This window comes from Pedobacter sp. ASV28, from assembly GCF_016428855.1.
Taxonomy (GTDB): Bacteria; Bacteroidota; Bacteroidia; order Sphingobacteriales; family Sphingobacteriaceae; genus Pedobacter.
Genome location: NZ_JAELTN010000010.1, coordinates 82711 through 103994, shown reverse-complemented (window position 1 = coordinate 103994; position 21284 = coordinate 82711). Strand labels below are relative to the sequence as shown.

General features: G+C 39.1%; 16 protein-coding genes. 11 read left to right on the top strand and 5 right to left on the bottom strand.

The genetic code is table 11. The annotated features are described in order from the left end of the window. Nucleotides 1–43 precede the first annotated feature (43 nt). The 4 genes from JHD79_RS05560 (at nucleotide 44) to JHD79_RS05545 (ending at nucleotide 4794) form a co-directional block, all read left to right on the top strand. The gene (locus JHD79_RS05560; RefSeq protein WP_233164581.1) at nucleotides 44–196 is read left to right on the top strand and encodes a hypothetical protein; all 153 of its coding nucleotides are present in this window, start codon (nucleotides 44–46) and stop codon (nucleotides 194–196) included. Between the two features lie 202 nt (nucleotides 197–398). Continuing rightward, a complete protein-coding gene (locus JHD79_RS05555; protein WP_199118219.1) occupies nucleotides 399–1022 on the top strand; it encodes an RNA polymerase sigma-70 factor in 624 nt (207 codons plus the stop codon). 56 nt (nucleotides 1023–1078) lie between these two features. Then, entirely contained in the window at nucleotides 1079–2104 is a 1026-nt protein-coding gene (locus JHD79_RS05550; RefSeq protein ID WP_199118218.1) for a FecR family protein, read from the top strand. 2 nt (nucleotides 2105–2106) lie between these two features. Continuing rightward, the gene (locus tag JHD79_RS05545; RefSeq protein ID WP_199118217.1) at nucleotides 2107–4794 is read left to right on the top strand and encodes a TonB-dependent receptor; all 2688 of its coding nucleotides are present in this window, start codon (nucleotides 2107–2109) and stop codon (nucleotides 4792–4794) included. 22 nt (nucleotides 4795–4816) lie between these two features. Here JHD79_RS05545 and JHD79_RS05540 read toward each other — a convergent pair whose 3' ends face one another. The 5 genes from JHD79_RS05540 to JHD79_RS05520 are packed head-to-tail and all read right to left on the bottom strand — an operon-like array spanning nucleotide 4817 to nucleotide 10815. Then, complete coding sequence (locus tag JHD79_RS05540) at nucleotides 4817–5563, bottom strand: succinate dehydrogenase/fumarate reductase iron-sulfur subunit (protein ID WP_199118216.1); 747 nt, start codon at nucleotides 5561–5563, stop codon at nucleotides 4817–4819. 21 nt (nucleotides 5564–5584) lie between these two features. Next, a complete protein-coding gene (locus JHD79_RS05535) occupies nucleotides 5585–7498 on the bottom strand; it encodes a fumarate reductase/succinate dehydrogenase flavoprotein subunit (RefSeq protein ID WP_199118215.1) in 1914 nt (637 codons plus the stop codon). Beyond that, nucleotides 7495–8160, bottom strand: coding sequence for a succinate dehydrogenase cytochrome b subunit (locus tag JHD79_RS05530; RefSeq protein ID WP_199118214.1), 666 nt, complete (start codon nucleotides 8158–8160; stop codon nucleotides 7495–7497). Before JHD79_RS05530 ends, JHD79_RS05535 begins: the two co-directional genes overlap by 4 nt. A gap of 45 nt (nucleotides 8161–8205) precedes the next feature. Beyond that, nucleotides 8206–9636, bottom strand: coding sequence for an anion permease (locus JHD79_RS05525; protein WP_199118213.1), 1431 nt, complete (start codon nucleotides 9634–9636; stop codon nucleotides 8206–8208). Nucleotides 9637–9666: 30 nt separating this feature from the next. Continuing rightward, nucleotides 9667–10815 (bottom strand): porin, encoded by a 1149-nt coding sequence (locus JHD79_RS05520; RefSeq protein WP_199118212.1) that lies wholly within the window; start codon nucleotides 10813–10815, stop codon nucleotides 9667–9669. Nucleotides 10816–11150: 335 nt separating this feature from the next. Here JHD79_RS05520 and JHD79_RS05515 point away from each other — a divergent pair, with 335 nt between their 5' ends. The 7 genes from JHD79_RS05515 (at nucleotide 11151) to JHD79_RS05485 (ending at nucleotide 21283) form a co-directional block, all read left to right on the top strand. Further along, nucleotides 11151–12425 carry an Hsp70 family protein gene (locus JHD79_RS05515; RefSeq protein ID WP_199118211.1) on the top strand — a complete coding sequence of 425 codons (1275 nt, stop codon included), beginning with the start codon at nucleotides 11151–11153 and terminating at the stop codon, nucleotides 12423–12425. 210 nt (nucleotides 12426–12635) lie between these two features. Next, nucleotides 12636–13262, top strand: a complete 627-nt coding sequence (locus JHD79_RS05510; RefSeq protein ID WP_199118210.1) for an RNA polymerase sigma-70 factor — start codon at nucleotides 12636–12638, stop codon at nucleotides 13260–13262. Between the two features lie 102 nt (nucleotides 13263–13364). Next, entirely contained in the window at nucleotides 13365–14327 is a 963-nt protein-coding gene (locus tag JHD79_RS05505) for a FecR family protein (RefSeq protein WP_199118209.1), read from the top strand. Nucleotides 14328–14546: 219 nt separating this feature from the next. Continuing rightward, nucleotides 14547–17984 (top strand): SusC/RagA family TonB-linked outer membrane protein, encoded by a 3438-nt coding sequence (locus JHD79_RS05500; RefSeq protein ID WP_199118208.1) that lies wholly within the window; start codon nucleotides 14547–14549, stop codon nucleotides 17982–17984. 11 nt (nucleotides 17985–17995) lie between these two features. Continuing rightward, the gene (locus JHD79_RS05495) at nucleotides 17996–19459 is read left to right on the top strand and encodes a SusD/RagB family nutrient-binding outer membrane lipoprotein (RefSeq protein ID WP_199118207.1); all 1464 of its coding nucleotides are present in this window, start codon (nucleotides 17996–17998) and stop codon (nucleotides 19457–19459) included. Then, nucleotides 19447–20358 carry an endonuclease/exonuclease/phosphatase family protein gene (locus JHD79_RS05490; RefSeq protein ID WP_199118206.1) on the top strand — a complete coding sequence of 304 codons (912 nt, stop codon included), beginning with the start codon at nucleotides 19447–19449 and terminating at the stop codon, nucleotides 20356–20358. The genes JHD79_RS05495 and JHD79_RS05490 overlap by 13 nt, the downstream gene beginning before the upstream one ends. A 1-nt stretch (nucleotide 20359) precedes the next feature. Beyond that, on the top strand, nucleotides 20360–21283 hold the full coding sequence (locus JHD79_RS05485; RefSeq protein WP_199118205.1) for an endonuclease/exonuclease/phosphatase family protein: 924 nt from the start codon (nucleotides 20360–20362) through the stop codon (nucleotides 21281–21283). Nucleotide 21284 lies beyond the last annotated feature (1 nt).

Sequence of the window (21284 nt, the reverse complement as noted above, 5' to 3'; positions counted from 1 at the left end):
ATATTTTTTACATTTTCATAACTAATTATGTAATTGATTATATATGAAATTATTTGAAAGAACCGGAAAGATGGCTTTGGGCAGTAGGTTAAGGTTGTTGACCTCGAAAGTAACCGAAGATGCGGCAAAGATCTATGAACTATATGAGGTAGCTTTTTGCCAAAATGGGTTCCAGCCTTCTCTTTGTGCTTTCTGAAGGAGAAGAAAAAACCATAACGCACTATAAAATTTGTTTTATTTAGCTTCTTTAATGTATTATTTGAAATTTAAGGAAACCAAACCAAGCAACTATCACCATATCCTATTGGCTAAATTTTATCTTTGGATAAGTATATCTTGAGATCTTGGTGTCATTATTCATCATACCAAGCTCATACGTCTATAAAGGTTAAATATTAATGCCAGCACAAAAAAGTAAGATTGCACTATTATTCAGGGAAATCCAATATGGCAACAAGCCCGCATTCGATGAGCTGTTTGTAGCATACTATGATCAGCTACTTGCCTTTGCAAAGCAGTATACCAAACAATTGGAGAGCGCAGAAGAGATTACTTCAGAACTTTTTGTGAAAATATGGCTAAGGCGGGAAACACTATCGAATGTGCTCAATCCCGAAGTCTATCTCTATGTCGCTACAAAAAATGCTTGTCTTAATTTAATCAGGTCTAACAAAAAAAGGCAGCAGTTTTTTACAGAACCTCCCATTGAACAAGTATTGGAGCAAATTCCTCATGTCTACGAAATGGCCATGGAAGATAAGGAGTTGATCAAAATACTTGATCTTGCGGTTGCATCTCTTCCAGGTCAACGTCAAATAATATTTAAATTGGTGAAAGAGCAGGGATTAAAGAGCAGTGAAGTTGCCCAGATTTTGGATCTTTCTAAGAGGACGGTAGAAAATCAATTATATAAGGCAGTAAAAACGCTTGCAGCGGCCATAAGTGATTATTTGGGCTATCATCCGCAAGCAAAAATCCCTAAGGCACAGGTCATTTCTAGTCTGTCCATATTCTTTTTTTGAGCGTACGATGAGTAATTCTTTAAAACCTGGGGTCTTTAAACCATAAGCCTTGAATAATGAATAAAGAAAAATTCTTAGCATTACTATCTGGTAAACTCTCTGGAGAGATTTCCAGTGCTGATAGTGAAGCCTTGGCCAAGGCCATTGAAAATAATGAAGAGTATCAATTGCTGGCTACTGAACTTGGCCACTATTTTCAGCACCACAAAACGATCGAACCCAAAATAGATCAGCTTAACCAAATCTGGGAAAAAATTGAGGCCGCTGAAGAACGGGGTTTTCAAGAACGTTACGATCATTCAAAGGCAAATAAATCCAGTGTTTACGCAGCTTTGCTCAAGGTGGCGGCAGTACTTATACTTTTAACGGGAATCAGTTGGTTGGGTTATCATTTGTTAAACCGCTATGCTGAGGAAGGATCCATTATGATGACTGCCACCACGCGAAAGACTTTCAGGATATTAGATGATGGTACCAGAATTTGGTTAAACAAAAAATCGACCATCAGCTATAATAGTGCTTTTGGTAGGCACAGACGTGAAATATTTTTGGAGGGCGAAGCTTATTTTGATGTGGTTAAAAATAAGGACATTCCATTATTCATCCATGCGGGAAATATCGATATTGAAGTGAAAGGCACTGCCTTTAATGTTAATGCCCATAAAGAAAATGCTGAAATACAGGTAGCACTGATCAGGGGATCAATTGAGGTAACCGATAAATTGGATAAGCAGCATAAGGTGTTGCTCAGGCCCAATGAAAAACTTGTTTTTTCCAATAATCCTTCAAATGGAGATCAAAATAAATTTTTGGTGAAATTGGTGGAACCGAGTATGCTATTAAAGGATACAAAATGGGTTTCAGATACGCTGATCTTCAATAAGGAAAAACTAGAAAATTTGGTTGTTCGAATGGAAAAAAAATACGAGATCAAGATAGAGATACAGAGCGAACGACTAAAAGATAAGCGCTTTAGTGGAACTTTTATTAATGAGACCCTACATCAGGCCTTGGCCGCTCTAAAACTTTCCTATCCGTTAACTTATACCATCAACGATAGGTTGGTAGTGATCAAAGACTAAGGATGAGGAAAATTATATTATTGGCCATATTGGCGTTTAACTGTCTTGCTATTTATGGGCAAGATCGAAAATTAACGGTAAACCTCTACCAACAGCCTATTGGCTTATTATTTGATCAAATTAAAAAACAATGTGGGTATAACATTATCTACAGTGACGAAGTGGTTGCAGATACGATATTGGTTTCAATCCATACTTCCCGTTTGCCAGTTTCCAAAGTGTTGGACAGCCTACTTTTGAGCAAACGGCTTTCCTATCAGTTGCTAGCTGAAAACCTGATCGTCATTGGAAGAATCCTGCAAAAAGAAGAGATGGGAATACCTAGGGCCGTATTGTCTGGAAGAGTAGTCAATCCAGAGGGGCTTGCTGTGCCATTTGTAACAATTTCACTTTTGGAAGATGGGAGTCAGGTAAATGGAGCCATTGGCAGCGAACATGGCGAGTTTCGTTTTTTTCATACACTCAGAGATAAAAAAGCTTACGTGCTGAAGATCTCATCTCTTGGTTATGAAGGGCTGACGGTTAACTTTTTCTATGGGGAAAATGAGCTTAGATTAAAAGAATTTGGAAAGCTCAAGCTTGATCCGAAGGCAAAAAAATTGAAAGAAGTAAATATTGCCGGAAATCAGAAAATTATCGAAATGGAAGGCGGTAACATTGTCTTTAACGTTTCTAGAAGTATCAGTGCACAAGGAACAAATGCACTTGAATTGTTAGGCAGGGCTCCGGGAGTAAGTGTAGGAACAGACCATAACATTTCGCTTAATGGTAAAGCTGGAGCTGCGGTGTTGATTGATGGCAAGCAAACTTATCTCTCCAATAGAGAGGTTGCGGAATTGCTGAAGTCTATGTCCTCCTCAGATATTAAATCGATAGAAATCATTAACAGTCCAAGTGCAAAATATGATGCTTCGGGTACAGCGGGAATCATTAATGTAAGAACCTTGAAGTCCGTTGTTCAGGGCTTCAATGCTGCTTTTACTACTGGTCTCAGCTACGGCGTATACCTTAGGAATAATCAAGACTTATCTTTGAATTTTAGAAAAAATAGACTCAATATTTTTGGGAATTACAGTCATTTTATAGGTTATTACTCCTATTTGTATGGTGCCGACCGAATGCAGGAAAGTAAGTTCTATAACAGTTTTACCGATGATATAGACAAACGCAAAAAAATGGGCTCAAGGTTAGGTGCCGATTTTGCTATTGATAAAAACCATACCATAGGCATATTGTTAAATGGTAATTTCATTTTTGGAGGAGGAATAACGGATACCAGAACCGATATTGGCCTTGCTCAAACCAATAATGTAGACCAGACACTTACGGCCATTAACGATTATTATTATCAAAAGACCCAACGTTACAACGTTAACTTGAACTACAAATATGAAGATACATTGGGAAGAGTGGTTAATGTTGATGCAGACTATGGCGATTTTACAAAAGGCTCTGGCAACCTGCAGTCTAACAAGTATACTACTGCTGATCATGTCATTTTAAGTGATAACCTTTACCGCTCTGTAAATGCTATAGATATAGGTTTAAGAGCTATAAAAGTAGATTATACCACAAACCTCTGGAAAGGTAAACTGGAAACTGGAGCTAAATACTCATCGGTATCGGCAGATAATGATTCAAAGTTTCTAGAGATAAAAACTGAAGGTGAAATTATTGACCCTGATAGATCGAACAGGTTTGTTTATCGTGAGGAAATTGCAAATGCCTATGTTAACTATCAGAAGACTTTTGGTAAATGGCAGCTGCAAGCTGGTTTAAGGGTAGAAAACACCTCTTCAAATGGTAAACTAGATGAGATTTCCAGTGTAGCAGGTAACGTAAACGCTACAGAGCGAAATTACACCAATTGGTTTCCTTTTCTATCTGCCACCATAAAGCCATCGGTAGCGCATAACTTTTCATTGAGTTATTCACGGAGGATTGACAGACCGGCGTATCAAAATCTTAACCCGTTTATTTATTTGTTAGATGAACTTTCTTATTGGCAAGGAAATCCTTTCTTAACCCCTCAACTTAGTCATCGCCTGCTTTTGCAGTATGTGTATAAAAGTTCAACCATAATTGGCCTTGGTTATACTTATACAGATAAATTCAGTGTAGAAGTAACAGATGTAGTTGATGATACTAAGATTGTGATGGTTCCCCGTAATCTTGGAACACAACAGCATTTGGCACTAACATTAACCCAAATGCTTAGTCCTTATAAGTGGTGGAACATCACATTCAATGGAACTTTTTTTGGACTTCATAATGATATCGACTTTGGAGGAGGAAGAAAATTAAATCTAAAACAAGTGGCAGGTAGAATGAACCTGCAACAATCTTTTAAATTGCCATATCAGTTAACAGCAGAAATAGTAGGTTTCTATAATTCGAAACGATTAGCTGGTGCCAATCAGTTTGCCAAGGCAACCAGTCAGGTAGATATAGGCCTGCAGCATAATTTTATGGACAAAAAAGCTACTTTAAGACTTGTTTTTAGTGATATCTATAAAGGAAGCAAGGCCAGTTCGGTACAGCGTATAGATGGACTTTATGTTCATAATTACAGCTATTTTGAAACCCGTCAGGTGAAGCTTAATTTTAGTTATAGATTTGCGGCAGGTAATGCTAAAGGGCCAAGAAATAGGAGTTCTGCCCTTGAAAATGAAAATGGAAGGATCAAGTAAAATAGCCAAGATAAATTCGGTGCTATGGCTTAAATACCAGTGCTTTATTGTACTCGTAATTCATACGTGCAATATGTAGTACGGCTATATCTTGTGGGCACTCCACTTCGCAGGCCTCGGTATTGGAGCAATGGCCAAAACCTTCGGTATCCATCTGATCGACCATGTTGATTACACGTTGGGCAGCTTCTAGTTTACCTTGTGGCAATAAGGCCAAGTGGGTAATCTTTGCCGAAGTAAATAGCGCAGCACTTGAGTTCTTGCAGGTCGCCACGCAGGCACCACAGCCAATGCAGGCAGCAGCATCAAATGCTGCTTCTGTGTTATCGTGCGAGATTAGGATGCTATTGGCTTCTGGAGGCTGTCCTGTTGATGTGCTAATATATCCTCCAGCTTGTATGATATGGTCAAATGCTTTACGATCTATTTTTAGGTCGCGTATAATGGGAAATGCCTCTGCCCTAAATGGTTCGATATAAATGGTGTCGCCGTCTTTGAAGCTACGCATATGTAGTTGACAGGTAGTCGTATTAGATAAGGGACCATGTGCCCGGCCATTGATCATTATGCCGCATTGCCCGCAAATGCCTTCTCGGCAGTCGTGATCAAATTCGATGACGCGTTCTCCTTTTTGAACGAGCTCCTCGTTAAGTAGGTCCAACATTTCCAAAAATGACATATCCGACGATACCTTGTCCAATTGGTAACTGATCATTGATCCTTTAGCATCAAAACTTTCCTGCCGCCAAATCTTTAAACTCAATTTCATGTGAATAGATTTAAATGTAAATTATTTGTAACTCCGAACCGTAAGTTCAACATTTTCAAATACCAATGGCTCTTTGTGGAGCTCATGTTCCAGGTTGTTCCCTTTCCATTCCCAGGCGGATACAAAACAAAAATCTTGGTCATTGCGCAGGGCTTCACCATCAGCGGTCTGGTATTCCTCCCTAAAGTGGGCGCCACATGATTCTTCCCTGGTCAGTGCGTCATAGCACATCAATTCACCAAGCTCTAAATAATCAGCTACTCTTCCAGCCTTCTCTAGCTCACTGTTCACTTTGTCATCGCCTGTTATTTTAAGATCCCTGTAAAACGATTCTCTTAATTGTTTAATTTCTATGATGGCAGTTTCCAAACTTTCTCTACTACGTGACAGTCCACATTTGTCATACAATAACTTGCCCAATGTTTTGTGGTAATAATCAGGAGAAAGATGCCCATTTATTTTTAAAAATAAGGCTAATTGCGTCCTCACGGCATTTTCTGCATCTATAAAAGCAACATGCTCAGTTGTTATTTTTTCTGCCTTTAATTCATCTGCCAGGTAATTGGGAATGGTATAAGGCGCAATAAAATAACCATCCACACACGCCTGTAATAATGAATTAGCACCCAGTCTGTTAGCACCATGATCTGCAAAATTAGCCTCTCCTAGGGCAAAAAGGCCAGGAATGGTGCTCATCAACTGATAATCAACCCACAATCCGCCCATGGTAAAATGTGCTGCCGGTGAAATGAGCATGGGCTGTTCATAGGCATTGATTCCTGTTATTTTTTCATACATGGTAAACAGGTTGCTATACTTTTCCTTGATCTTGTCTTTTCCCTGCTCTTTAATTGCTTTTGAAAAATCAAGGCAGACTGCATTTCTCATTGGGCCAACACCACAGCCGGCATCGATACGTTCTTTGGCCGCCCTAGAGGCAATGTCCCTAGGCGATAGATTGCCAAAGGCCGGGTAGCGACGTTCGAGGTAATAATCCCGTTCCTCTTCTGGAATATCTTTGAGTATTCGTTTATCTTCAGGTTGTTTAGGAACCCAGATCCGGCCATCATTACGTAGGGATTCAGACATTAAGGTCAGCTTAGACTGGTGCTCTCCCGACTGTGGTAGAGAGGTAGGGTGAAATTGAATCCAGCTTACGCCAGACATGAAAGCTCCTTTTTTATGGGCACGCCATATGGCTGAACTATTGCAGCCCATGGCCAATGTAGATAAATAGTATACTTTTCCGTACCCGCCGGTAGCCAGTACCACGGCATTTGCAGCATGACGTTCTATTTGCCCCGTAAGCAGGTCGCGGGCGATAATGCCTTTGGCTTTACCATCAATAACTACCAATTCAAGCATTTCGTGTCGGGTATAGGTTTTTACCTTCCCCAAACTTTCCTGCCGCATCAGGGCCTGATAGGCACCTAACAATAATTGTTGCCCGGTTTGTCCACGTGCGTAAAAAGTACGCGAGACCTGTACGCCGCCAAAAGACCTATTATTAAGATAACCACCATATTCCCTGGCGAAAGGAACGCCTTGGGCAACAGCCTGGTCAATAAGTGCTGCAGAACATTCTGCGAGCCGATAAACATTAGCTTCACGAGATCGGAAATCACCACCTTTGATGGTGTCGTAAAACATCCGATATACGCTGTCGCCATCGTTTTTGTAGTTCTTAGCAGCATTAACTCCACCTTGGGCAGCTACTGAATGTGCGCGTCGTGCGGTATCTTGGAAACAAAATGATTTGATGTGATAACCTTGTTCCGCTAGTGAAGCTGCACACGAAGCCCCGGCAAGCCCGGTGCCGATCACAATGATATCGAGCTTTTTTCGGTTGGCCGGATTAACAAGCTTGGCATGTTTTTTATAATTACTCCATTTTTCGGCAAGCTCACCTGCCGGAATTTTTGCATCTAACTTCATGATAAGCCATTTAAATAAACGAAAATAGGCATGGCCATAAATCCTAGGATAATCACTAGCGTGTATACCCATCCTAATGTTTTCACCCATCTCACATATTTGGGGTGAAAGACACCCAGTGTACGTGCTGCACTAAAGAAACCATGAAGTAAATGGAAACCTAAGGCGAGGAGGGCTACTTCATACACCAACACATACCACAATTGCTGATAGGCCTTTGTCACAATGGTATAGAGGTCCTTATGGCCTTTAGCATCAAGTGGCAGATCGGTAAATTTGTATTGGTACCAAAAATCCTTAAAATGGATGATCAGAAATATGAATATGATGGTGCCTAATAGGCCCATATTTCGACTGTACCACACACTGGCCGTACCACGTTTATCATAGGCGTATTTAGTTCCATTGGCTGCTGCATTTTTTCTCGTAATGATTAAGGCATAAATGGTATGGCCAATAATGGAGATATAAAGTACATAGGACACGGTCTTTATGATAATATTGCCTGATAGTAAGTGCGAATACCAATTGAATTGTTCTCTAGCCTGTTCGGGTGGTAAGAACAGTTGCAAGTTGCCCAACAGATGGATAATTAGAAAGAAACACAGAAAAAGCCCTGTGCCGGACATCCATAATTTATGTTGAAGTGTAGTAGTTTTCATCGAGATACGAGAATATGGTTATCAAAAAATGTGTTGGTTGTAGCTTTACCATAAACCGATTACTTTCCACCATAATCCACCTACTACAAACCACACCAATAAAAATAGGATGCTGATAAAAAAGCCATGTTTCCACCAATCTTTCATGTCTACGTACGTGCTGCCAAAAAAGATAGGGGCAGGCCCATGTCCATAATGGGTTAATGAGCCCATCAATGTAGCACATGCACCTAAAAATATAGCTAACATGGTACCAGGTACACCTACCGATATGCCTACTGCTAAAAATACAGAATACATGGCTGCGGCCTGTGCGGTGGCGCTGGCAAACATGTAATGGCAATAGGAATAGACCAGAATGATAATGGGAAAAGCCATCTGCCAACTTAAATGCGACATTTTTGCTCCCACCAAATGCCCAAACCAACCGATAAAACCTAAGGAGTTAAGGTAGGAACCCATCATCACTAGGGAAGAAAACCATACAATGGTATCCCATGCCCCCTTTTCCGATTTCACATCTTCCCAGGTCAATACCCCGCAGAGTAGTAGAATGGATAAACCAATTAAGGCACCTGTAGTGGCATCAATGGCAAACAGATTGCCGAATATCCAGAGCACCAGTAGGATGATAAATGTAGCCACCATTAGCCATTCCTGTGTAGTTATTGGCCCCATTTCCTTTAATTTTAGAGCAGCCATGGCGGGTGCCTCGGTCGTTTTTTTTAGCTCGGGCGGATAGAATTTATATAAGAACAGCGGAACCAGTAAAAAACAGACCAAGCCAGGTATTACAGCGGCTATAAACCAACTGCTCCAAGTGATGTTTATACCCAAGTCTTTGGCGAACTTTTGAGCCATGGGATTACTGGCGGTAGCCGTAAGAAAAATGACGGAGGTAATCATGTTAGCATTATAACTGCTCAAAGTTAGAAAAGCGCCTATTTTACGATGGGTTTCTGGTTTGTCATTTTCAGAACCCATATTAATCGCAATGGATTTCATGATGGGGAATATCACTCCACCTGCCCTTGCCGTATTGCTGGGTATAGCAGGAGCCAATATCAGATCCGCTGTATTTAGGCCAAAAGCTAGGCCGAGGGAGCTCTTTCCGAAAATACGTATAAAGTTGTAGGCCAGTCTGGTACCCAAGCCAGTTTTTATGAAACCACGGGCAATAAAAAATGCCAGACCAATAAGCCAGATGGTTGCATTGCCGAAACCACTTAGCGCATTGGCTATTGATTTGCCCGGATCGCCGGGAGCGAGCACTTGGGTGGCTGCACATACGGTCATACCTAACATAGCCATGGTACCCATAGATGCAGCCTTTAATATAATTCCTAAAATGGTGGCGGTAAAAATGGCCAGTAAATGCCATGCATTGGGTTTTACGCCCTCTGGCACAGGAATAAACCAGATAATTAAACCAACCACAACCGTTATGACCAGTGATTTTAAATTGATTTCTTTCATAAAAAAGAGTTTAGTTGTAATGGATAGTAATTAAAACCTGATTTGCAATTGAAGGTAACCTAAATTACGTGCATAAGTAGTAGTTAAGGGTATATCTGTTTTATATAGATCAATGGACACCCCGCCTTGCAGGGCGGCATAAAAATCATCAGCAAATATGAAAGTGAGGTTAGGAATGATGGTCTGTCTGGGGTTACTGTCCAATTTGTAGTTTTCATCAAAATACTCATACCGGGTTGAAAACTCAATGGCTCGAACGCGGGGCCGTTTATATTCATAACGGAGTATGGGAAAAATATAGAATCCACGCATTTTCACCATGCTCAGCTCAGGCTTAGTGGTATAGGTGTTAAAAAGAACAAAATTAGTACCCGTTTTGTATTCACCTCCCAATAATAGCTTCCATTTTTCGGCCAGTATAATCCTTCCTAAAAGATCGCTTCCCCAAGCACTGCCTGTGCCAGCTCCAAAACTGCCAGATGCGGCATTGATACCAATGGTTATATCTTTTGTAGGGCTAGTTTCTAATCGGCCATAAACATTTTTTGAATTGTCGTTATCGGTGAGTTGGTTTCTGTTATTGCCATTATATATACCCGCATAATAGCGTACAGGAAGATTATCCTCTTTGGTGAGGTCGCCAAATACGGAAACACCCACCTGGAAGCTCTGCCACCCACTGGCCCCAAAGGCATAATATTGGTTTGAATAGTCGAGGGTTCTGATGATATCTACCGGAAGGGCATCTTCAATGCCAAAAAAAGGCCTAAACTGGCCTGCCTGCAAGTTAAAATGTCTGCCTAGCGAATATTTGATGTAGGCGTTTTCCAATACTTTATTAATGGGATTGGCATTGAATTCTGCGAAATTAACCATCAGGTTGGCAGAAAAGTGATCATTAACCGTTCCTTTTACCTGTAGACGCGCCCGCTTTAAAAGAAAGGTGTTGGTTATTTTGCTGGGAGATGAGGCATCGAAGTTTTTGCCATTAACATCTACATCTTTGCTTAGAGAAGCTAAGGCCCTGGTTTGTAGTAGACCAGCAAAGCCAATAGATCGTTTATAAGTAGAGTAGTTGGTAATCGTATCCCTGTCTAGTCCTGCAATATCTTTTTGTTGCGCCAAGGCAGAAATGGAAAATAAAAATATATAAATACAGATTGAAAGCGCGTTTTTCATAATGTACGATTATGACTTATATAAAGATATAAGCTTTGAGGCTAACTTACAAATAAATTAATGCGTGTGTTATTGTCTTTAAATCATGGTTTTTAAATGGACTATGGCTTTTATAAAGTAATCAGTGTTGAATTTAATAGGATAGCGTTCATGACCAAAAACCTGTCTAAATTTCACGCTATAATAACCATTAACCTGTACCGAAGATTGGAAGAGATAATAATTTCATTTTTAGCCAGTTTTTAAGGAAAAAAATAGCTTGCCATTTTTTTTCTGGCTACTTTTTGGTACCTTCGCCGCCCCTCCACCAATTTTATTGTTTTATCTCCTGCGCCATGAAGAAATTTTTATACGGAATTGATTTTGGAACGACCAATTCGGCATTGGCCATCTATGATGAAGATTCGAAAGAAATTCATAGTACCATCATTATCCCTTCACTTATTTACTTTTATCATCAGTTAATGGCTGGGAATGCTAAAAATTATGTGGTAGGTGAAGAGGCTATTTCGGCCTATCTGAATGATGGCATGAAAGGACGTTTCATAAAATCCATTAAGCAGATTTTATCTAGAAGTAGCTTTACCGAAACGCGTATACATAATAAAAAATATAATGCTTCAGATTTGGTGGCCATTATTTTAAAGGAATTGAAAACCAGGGCAGATGCATTGATTGGACAGGATTGTAGAAAGGCGGTAATTGGTAGGCCGGTGTTTTTTGATGATGATAATGTGCAGAAGGATACCTTGGCACAAAACAGGCTGAACAAAGCAGCTGAGATTGCCGGATTTACCGAAGTTCGTTTTCAGTTTGAGCCTATAGGAGCGGCTTTCGCTTATGAGAAGACACTTGTAAAAAAAGAAAAGGTATTGGTAGCCGATTTGGGCGGAGGTACTACAGATTTCACTTATTTGGTACTCGACCCTACAAAGGTGGGTAGCAAGGACCGTAAGAACGACATGATGGCTACGGGAGGTATTTATGTAGGAGGAGACAGTTTTGATTCGGCTTTTATGTGGGAAAAGGGCACACCTTATTTTGGTAAGCATACGCAATATGAAGCTACGCCAGGTAAGGTACTAACGGTTCCAAAATCGCTTTTTGCCAATATCTGTACCTGGGAACAAATGAATTTTTTTAATGGACAGCGCATTAAGAAGGACATTGAAAATTATTATTATTACTCAGGAAAAGACCGAAAATTTAAAAACCTGATCACCCTCATCGAAAATAATCTGGGCTATTCGGTATTTCAGGCCATAGAAAGCACTAAAATCACTTTGTCAAATGCAAACAAGGCTTCTTTTAGTTATCATCAAATGGACATCCAAATTGAAGAGAATATTTCACTGGAAGATTATGAGCAGATAATTAAAAAGGATGTGGATCGGATTTCGGCTTACCTCAATGAGTTCATGTTGCAACATGATATAGCGGTAAAGGATATTGATAGTCTTTTTTTAACGGGAGGTACTTCTATGGTGGGCAGCATTCAGAAATTATTTAAAAATAAATTTCCCCATCTTACCCTGAATGCTGGAGACAATTTTAAAAGTGTGGCCAAAGGTTTGGCATATAGTGGTTACTTATTTGAAGGATCGAATTAAGAACTTATTGCCTGCTCAAACTATTTTTTTATGGTGAAGGTACTGAGGCCCATTTCGGCATCTATGGTAAATTTATTGATTCTCCGGTGAGGGATTACGGACAGCTCATTTTAATAGGCATTTTGAAAAGGGAAAAGCGAAATGGTATTTATTGATAATGTTAAGCAAACCTTAATTTAATTTCACTAGATTAGTTTTGCCAAATAAACCATGTCCAACAAAATTTATCATGCTGTAGAAGATGAACGTCTTTTCCATTTGCTATGCGAGGGAAATAGGGAGGCTTTTGATCAGATTTATAATCGTTACTGGAATAGGTTATTTCTTTATATTGTAAAAGCTATTCGCGACAAGGAGGCTGCACAAGATATGGTGCAGGAGATATTTGTATCGTTGTGGATACGTAGGAAAGAGATAAATGTCAATGGAACATTAGCTGCTTATTTGTTCACCGCCGCACGTTATAAAGGAATAAGCTATGTGCAGGATACCTTGAAAAAGAGCAAACATGCCGAAACATTGGCCACTTATTTGGTAGAAAGACAGGATGTAGTCAATGAAGATTATGCGGCAAAGGAACTTAATGCTATTATTGAGATAGAGATTGAAAAACTACCCGTAAAAATGAGAGAGGTTTTCGTGTTGAGCAGGCGGGAAAATCTTAGCCACAAAGAAATATCCGAAAAACTTAATATTTCAGATAAAACTGTTAAAAAACAAATAAACAATGCTTTGAAGCATTTTAAGTTGGTATTGAACAACGATACCATGTTCCTGATCGGTTTCTTGATGCTGTCTCCAATTGTAAAGTACCTAATAAATATTTTTTTCTCATAAAACAGATGTTGGACTGTTTTATTTTGCTGATTTTTAGTCTGTTGTATAAAATATTTTGAAATATCTACTACCAAAGCCTATTTTTCAGGATATTATCATACTATGGATATAAAAGGTATCGATGAACTTTTAGAACGTTATCGTAATAACAAGTGCACAGCTAAGGAAAAAGAAATCTTAGAGCAGTGGTTTGATGCCCAGTCTGAAGGAGGGAGTTGGGAATGGACAGCGGAAGAAGAAATAACCAGTGGAAGATTAATAAAAGAACGGATTGATCAGCAAATAGCGGTGAAACAAAAGAATTGGAATTTTATCGTAAAGATTGCCGCTGCAATTATCGTGTTCTTTTGTTCTTTTTTATTCCTTAAGGAAGAAATTTATAATATCATTGATCCTGTTGTATACATCGAGAAACAAGTGTTAGATGGTAAACAACTACAGTTAACCTTAAGTGATGGCTCTAAAGTATGGTTAAATGCCAATAGCAAGTTTAAATATCCTGAAAAATTTAACAGGGCCAATCGCGAGGTATTTCTTATAGAAGGAGAGGCCTATTTCGATGTGACCCATAATGAGGATAAGCCTTTTATAGTGGTTTCTAAAAATCTGACCACCCAAGTATTAGGTACGGCCTTTAATGTTAAAGCTTATACTTACCTAGGTCATATTCAGATTGCCGTGACCAGGGGCAAAGTAAGGGTAAGTGAAAATAGCAATCAAGATGGAGATAAGGCCAACAGTATTCTACTTTTACCAGATGAACAAGTAACTGTAAGGGCAAATACAGGCGTAATGCAAAAAGAAAGTGTAGATGCCAATAATGTAATTGCCTGGCAAAAAGGAAACCTTAGCTTCAATAATGACCGTTTGGTAGATGTATGTGCTACTTTAAGCCATAAATATAAAGTGAAAATCTACTTTGAGCAGGAGAGCATAAAAGAATATCGTCTTACTGCTGGCTTTAGCCAGGGCGATCGACTAGAGGATATATTATTAGTCTTAAGCAGTGCCAATAATCTTGCCTATCAACTTAAAGGTGATACCGTCTTTTTCCAGAAAAAATAAAAGAATATTTCTCAATTATTTTAAATGATTTGATGTAGCACTAATGCATTATAATGGCATTTGTTTTTATTGTTTTTGTAAAATATTTCGCTGATAATTAGTTTGTTATGTTTTATTTTTTGTCCGGTATACTACCATCAAGCTTTTTGTAGGATATATCTCTAATTAACAGGTACATCAAATAGAATTTGAGATGTACTTAAAGTAGCTAGATCATATATGAAACATTTCTATCGTTTGTTATTTCTTTTCATGATGTACGGCCCTTTTCTTTGGACAGGAAATATAAAAGCCCAATCTCCTCCAACAGTAAAGATCACCCTTCATCTTCAAAATCAAAATTTAAGAACGGCATTAGCAGCCATTCAAAAGACATCTGGAATTCAGGTTGTTTTTAATGAAAAACTTGTAGAGGGCTATGATAAAATAAACATCAATGTAACAGCCGCCCCTATAGTAGTGGTATTGGAGCAGTTGTTAAAAAAAACCTCGCTAAAATATATTTTCCAAGCCAATAAGATCGTGATTGTAACTAAAGAAGACAGCAATGCCAATCTACAGGAAACACAATTTATTATAGGTAAGGTGATGGATGAACAGGGTGGTCCATTGCCCGGTGCAAATATTACGGTAGTAGAGCTAAGAAAGAATGTAACCAGCAATCATCAGGGTATTTTTAAGATACCGGTGGAAAAAGATGCCTATACCTTGGAAATAAGTTTTATGTCTTATCAGACCAAAAAGATACAAAATGTAAAGGCGGGTAACTCTTCCATTTCCATTATACTCGAACAGCAAACTAACGAGCTCGATAATGTGGTGATTACGGCTTTAGGGATTAAAAGGGAAGAAAAGAGTTTAGGTTATGCAGTTTCAAAGATAGACGGAGAGGAGATTGCTAAAACAGCACCCAGTAATTGGGTGAATGCACTGTCGGGTAAAGTGCCTGGATTAAATATATCAAAAACGGGAACTGGGCCAGGAGGGTCTGTTAGGATCACCTTGCGTGGTCAAAATTCACTGGATCTGGAGAAGGGAGATCCTTTAATCGTAATAGATGGTGTTCCTGTAACCAGTGGTATGATCGGTAACAATGGCCTAAGCTATGGCGCTACAGGTGGTACCGAAACCCCAGTTGACTATGGAAATGCACTGAGTGATATTAATCCAGAAGATATTAAAGAGGTAAGCATTTTGAGGGGGCCTTCAGCTGCGGCTTTATATGGCTCTAGGGCAGCATCGGGGGCTATATTAATTACCACTAAATCAAATTCAGAAAAAAAGGAAAGATTTGGTGCGGCATTTAACAGTGGGATAACCATAGATAATGTGTTGCATTATCCCGATTTTCAGTATGAATATGGAGCTGGAAATGCAGGTAAAAATCTATATTATTCTTATGGTGCCAGTCCCGATGGTGCCAGTACACATTCCTCACGTTCTTTCGGGCCAAGGTTCGAAGGACAGCAATTCTATCAGTATGATCCGTCAACACAAACGACAGGTACTACAAAAACACCATGGCTAGCAGATAAGAATTATGTTAAGGACGCTTTTACTACAGGGCTAACGTATAATAATACTGTCACCCTCACAGGTGGGGATAGTAAAAATGCAATTAGGCTTTCTTATAATGATCAGCGCAACGAATACATTTTGCCTAATACAGGTTACACCTTTAACCGTTTATCGTTTTCTAGCAATAGCAAACTGAATAATTTTCAGCTGAACACCAGGGTTAATTATTACCATAAGGGAAGTGACAATTTACCCTTGTCGGGTTATAATTCTAATACCTATATGTATGCGGTAATGTATGGTTCTGCCAATATACCTTTTGGTTGGAATGCCAATTACTGGAAACCGGGACAAGAAGGTATTGCACAAAACAACAGGTTGAATTCGGCCATAGACAATCCCTACTTTGTGCTATATGAAAATATCAATACGGTAGATTACGATCGGATATTTGGAAATATTACCGCCTCCTATGCCTTTAACAAAAAAATGAATCTGCAGTTAAGGGGAGGAATTGACCACAGTACATCATTTAGAACATTCCGTAGGCCCTATAGCAGCATTCGTTTTGCCACAGGTCGTTATCAGGAACAAAATGTGAGCTCAAAAGAGCAGAATTTCGATTTTTTGTACAAGTATGACGAGAAGCTTTCAGAAAATATAGGCCTTTCTTTTTCTGCAGGAGGAAGTATAACACGTCAGCAGACTAAAAATACCATGATTACTGCAGAACGTCTAAGTTATCCGGGTATCTATACCCTGGCAAATGCAAAGGATAGACCACTGGTAGAGCCTAACAGGACCAATAAAGAAGTTCAAGGATTATATAGCATGGCGCAATTTAATTATAAAACTTACTTATTTCTTGATGTAACAGGAAGGAATGATTGGTCAAGTGCCTTACCAAAAGTAAATAATTCCTATTTCTATTATTCCGTTTCCGGAAGTGTCGTATTAACAGAAATGCTTAACCTTTCCGCAATTAAACCTTTATCGTTTATGAAAGTAAGGGGCTCTATAGCGCAAGTGGGTAATGATACGAGCCCTTATCGAACAAGTTTATATTATACTACATCCGATTTTGGGGGGAGTTATACCAACCCTACAACATTGCCTGGCGGAGATAACCTCAAACCAGAAATTATTACCAATAGAGAGCTGGGTTTAGATGTTAGATTTTTCAAAAACAGGCTAAACCTAGATCTGACTTATTACGATTCCAATAGTAAAAATCAAATCTTGGAGGTGCCAAATGACCCTTCAACAGGATATCAATATAGAGTATTCAACGCGGGCTTGATTAACAACAGGGGATGGGAAATTGCGCTGACTGGCAGTCCTGTAGATAAGGGTAGCAAATTGAAATGGAAAACTACATTAACCTGGTCAAAGAATAAAAGTACAATTAAGGAATTGGCCGAAGGTATAGAAACTATTATTATGGCAACTGGACCAAGAGGTTATATTCAAGCTAAGGTGGGCGGAGCAATAGGCGATATCTATGGTTCGGGCTATTTGCGCTCACCTGACGGACAAATTGTGCATGATGCAAGCGGTTATCCCATTATTGATACTGATCATATCAAATACATTGGTTCTGCCGTGCCAGACTGGAAGGGTGGCATACAAAATCAGTTTACTTATAAAAACTGGAGCTTCTCATTCCTTTTTGATGGCCAGATGGGTGGAGATATTTATTCTTTTTCCCATTCTGTACTGGCGGGAAATGGAAAACTGGCTTCTACCCTTTATGGACGTTATGAGGGGTTTATTGGTCAAGGTGTACAGCGGAATGCAGATGGGACCTATAGACCTAACGATGTGCTTGCCGATGCGCCAGGGTATTATACCCAGATGTACCTGAGAGATAATGTGGAAGCCAATACATTCGATGCCTCCTATGTTAAACTTAGAGAAGCTAGCCTGGAGTATAGGTTTGCTCCTAAATGGGTAAATAGGATAGGTGTTAAAACGGCTTCTCTAAGTGTTTATGGCAGAGATCTATTGTTATTTACCAAATTTCCATTATACGATCCGGAAATAGCCACTCTAAACAGAAATAGGGTAGAACCAGGCTTCGAAACCGGACAATTCCCTTCCACAAGAAGTTTTGGAGCAACAATTAAAGCATCTTTTTAAATATATACGATATGAAAAAGTCATTAAGATACTTACCCCTATTGTTTTTATGCAGTATTATAGGAATAACCAGCTCCTGTACAAAAGATTTTGAAGATCTTAATAAAGATCCTAACCGTTTAACGGCAGTAGCGCCTGGTACACTTTTGGCTCCTGCACAGTTTGAAGGAATGTGGCTTATCACCAAACGTGCACATCGGATCAATAATGAGTTGATGCAATATACTGTAGAAACAGGTTTGCTGAACGATTTTGCAAGGTATGTTTTTAAGGAAAATGAGTTTGATCCTATTTGGGCCAATCTTTACCGTAGAGCCAACGATATGCATGAAATGTACCTGCTAGCCGAAAAGATAAATGATGTAAACAATATGGGAGCAGCTCTGGTGATGAAAGCTTGGTTTGTCTCTAACCTTACAGATATGTTTGGTGATATTCCCTATAAGGAAGCATTTAGAGGTAAAGAGGAATTGTATTATCCAAAGTTTGATACCCAAAAATCAGTGTATGAGAGTTTGTTGACCGATTTAAAAAAGGCCAATGATTTATTTAATGAAACCAAAACATTCGAAAGTACAGATTTGATTTACAGTAACGATGTGGTGAAATGGAAGAAATTTGCCAATTCACTTCGTTTACGGTTATTGGTACGTGTGTCCAACAAGACCGAGATAAATGCTCCTGCACAAATTGCCGAGATGTTTGGCAATCCTACCAAATATCCACTGATTGCAAGCAATGATGATGAAGCAATGATGAAATATAATGGTGTTAAACCATTTATCAATCTGTTTTTCGAAATGTCGGCTACAGAATTTAGTGGAAGTAGAAGGATGGGCAAGCCTTTAATGGATCTGATGAATAGTACGGTTGATGGCAGAAGGTTTAGGTATGCCACTAAAAATTCTACGGGAGCCTATTCGGGAATTGCAAGTGGATATACCGAGCAGGAAGCGGCAGAAATGGCTGCTAATAACGGTATAGGAAGTTCGACCTATGCTACTACCCTCAAAGCCGATGATTATCCCTATCCTATTCTAACCTGGGCCGAAGTGAATTTTTGTTTGAGTGAGGCAGCACTAAAAGGTTGGATCAGTGCAGATGCCCAGTCCTATTTTAACAAAGGTGTAGAAGCTTCTTGGAGGCAGTGGAAATGTACCTGGGATGGCGGAGCAGGAACCACATATCTGGGTAGAAGTGGTGTTAGATTTACTGGTGCCACAGCAAACATGGAACGCCTCATGAGCCAGAAATATATTGCGATGTTCTTTTCTGGGTTCGAAGCTTGGTATGATTATCGTAGAACAGGATTTCCTGTTCTGCCAGTAGGTCCAGCCGTAGAGAATAATGGAGTAATGCCCGTTAGATTTGAATACCCTTTAAGTGTAAAAGCCACAAATAAACCCAATTATGATGAGGTGGCCGCAAGAATTGGCGGTGATAACTTAAGAACCAAGGTCTGGTGGCAACAATAAAAAAAACAAAGGGATTTAGCATACATGAATTATGGATGCTAAAAGGTATAGTCACGCTAATGCTAGTGGTATGTGTGTTGAATGCATGTAGAAAAAATGCAATTACTCAAGCTACATCTTTAGAAAAACTAAAGGTTTTGTCTTATAACGTCTATGAAGGCTTTAGAAATGATCCCGTAAATATTGAAAACTTTAAAAAATGGATTGATACAGTTAAACCCGATGTAATTGCGTTGCAGGAAATGAAAAATTTCACAAAGATAGGCCTGCAAAGTTTTGCTAAGGACATGGGGTTCTCCTATAGCTTAATGCATCATGAGGCAGGCTTACCGGTAGCTTTAATTTCAAAATATCCAATAACCAATGTAAAGTCAGTACCATCAAATCTTCACCTTATAGAGGCAACTATTTTAGATTACCATTTTTTTGTGATCCACTTGAGCCCATTAACCTATGATTTCAGGAAATCTGAAATGGAGATCATTTTACAGCGTACCAAAAGCATCGCAAAGCATGAAAAAATATTGATGATGGGCGATTTTAATAACATGTCGCCACAAGATGCATCATTTTATGACAATACGGCTAAAATGGATCTGGTTAAGGCATCGGAAGTGAATAATCCAGGTACAAAGGTTTTGAACAATGGGCAGATCGATTATACTACTATCCAAAATATCATCAATGAAGATTTTTATGATACTTGGAAGATGTTTCGCGCTAACTACGAAAAAAGTGCACCTACCAAATTAAGGAACCACAATAATTTCACAAGAATAGACTACATCTGGATCAATAAGACCTTAACTGCAGATTACCAACAGGCCTATTTGGTTAAAGATACCTTTACAGATTATTTATCTGACCATTATCCAATGATACTTATTTTAAAAAGATAATATGTCAAGAAGAACAGCGTACAGCATTATAATTATAGCTTTAATGCTAATTCCATACTGGAGCCTTGCCCAGAAAAAAGAAAATATAGCAGCTTATGAGAAAACAAAATTGCTTTTTTCTGCTGAAAAAGATCCTGGTGTCTTTAAGATCCTGTCCTATAATGTTTATGAAGGATTTAGAAAGGATAGTATTTACATTAAAGCTTTTCAAGGATGGGTTACCGAAAAAGGTCCCGATGTAGTGGCTTTTCAGGAACTGAATGGTTTTTCGAAAGACAAACTCGTGGAGCTCGCAAAAAGTGCGGGTTTCCCTTATACGGTTTTACAGAAGAGGGCTGGTTTTCCAATTGCACTCATGTCAAAATACCCAATTACCAATGTAATTAAGGTTACGGAAGGTATGCGGCATGGATTCTTATATGGGAAAATAGCCGGCTATCATTTTTTTGTGACCCATCTTGACCCTAAGGTGTATGAGAAACGTATTGTTGAAGTAGATACGCTGCTAAAGTACATCCTTCGAATTCCCAAGAACGAAAAAATCCTTTTGATGGGCGATTTCAATAACATGTCTCCATTAGATAAAAGCGATTATGAAAATGCAGACAAGATGAGACTGGTATGGAATGCCGAAAAAAACAATCCAGGAACGAAGATCACCAATAATGGTGCTATAGATTATACGGCAATCCAAAAACTGCTCGATGCCGGCCTGCAGGATACTTGGCATTTATTTAACTCTACCTATGACAAAAGTGCGCCGACCCAACTTAGGCGCCATCATAATTACACCAGGATCGATTACATCTTTATCAATGAAGCTTTAAAGGTCGACGCAATTGATGCTACATTGGTGAAGGATGACCTTACTGATGTGCTCTCAGATCATTATCCAATGCTGCTGCTCCTAAAAAAATCAAAATAAC

What these genes read in the sequence shown, in the direction of transcription:
- JHD79_RS05555 (WP_199118219.1), top strand. Translation starts at nt 399, where the DNA reads ATGCCAGCACAAAAAAGTAAGATTGCACTATTATTCAGGGAAATCCAA.
- JHD79_RS05500 (WP_199118208.1), top strand. Translation starts at nt 14,547, where the DNA reads ATGAAACATTTCTATCGTTTGTTATTTCTTTTCATGATGTACGGCCCT.
- JHD79_RS05550 (WP_199118218.1), top strand. Translation starts at nt 1,079, where the DNA reads ATGAATAAAGAAAAATTCTTAGCATTACTATCTGGTAAACTCTCTGGA.
- JHD79_RS05530 (WP_199118214.1), bottom strand. Translation starts at nt 8,160, where the DNA reads ATGAAAACTACTACACTTCAACATAAATTATGGATGTCCGGCACAGGG.
- JHD79_RS05545 (WP_199118217.1), top strand. Translation starts at nt 2,107, where the DNA reads ATGAGGAAAATTATATTATTGGCCATATTGGCGTTTAACTGTCTTGCT.
- JHD79_RS05520 (WP_199118212.1), bottom strand. Translation starts at nt 10,815, where the DNA reads ATGAAAAACGCGCTTTCAATCTGTATTTATATATTTTTATTTTCCATT.
- JHD79_RS05540 (WP_199118216.1), bottom strand. Translation starts at nt 5,563, where the DNA reads ATGAAATTGAGTTTAAAGATTTGGCGGCAGGAAAGTTTTGATGCTAAA.
- JHD79_RS05485 (WP_199118205.1), top strand. Translation starts at nt 20,360, where the DNA reads ATGTCAAGAAGAACAGCGTACAGCATTATAATTATAGCTTTAATGCTA.
- JHD79_RS05510 (WP_199118210.1), top strand. Translation starts at nt 12,636, where the DNA reads ATGTCCAACAAAATTTATCATGCTGTAGAAGATGAACGTCTTTTCCAT.
- JHD79_RS05525 (WP_199118213.1), bottom strand. Translation starts at nt 9,636, where the DNA reads ATGAAAGAAATCAATTTAAAATCACTGGTCATAACGGTTGTGGTTGGT.
- JHD79_RS05495 (WP_199118207.1), top strand. Translation starts at nt 17,996, where the DNA reads ATGAAAAAGTCATTAAGATACTTACCCCTATTGTTTTTATGCAGTATT.
- JHD79_RS05535 (WP_199118215.1), bottom strand. Translation starts at nt 7,498, where the DNA reads ATGAAGTTAGATGCAAAAATTCCGGCAGGTGAGCTTGCCGAAAAATGG.
- JHD79_RS05515 (WP_199118211.1), top strand. Translation starts at nt 11,151, where the DNA reads ATGAAGAAATTTTTATACGGAATTGATTTTGGAACGACCAATTCGGCA.
- JHD79_RS05505 (WP_199118209.1), top strand. Translation starts at nt 13,365, where the DNA reads ATGGATATAAAAGGTATCGATGAACTTTTAGAACGTTATCGTAATAAC.
- JHD79_RS05560 (WP_233164581.1), top strand. Translation starts at nt 44, where the DNA reads ATGAAATTATTTGAAAGAACCGGAAAGATGGCTTTGGGCAGTAGGTTA.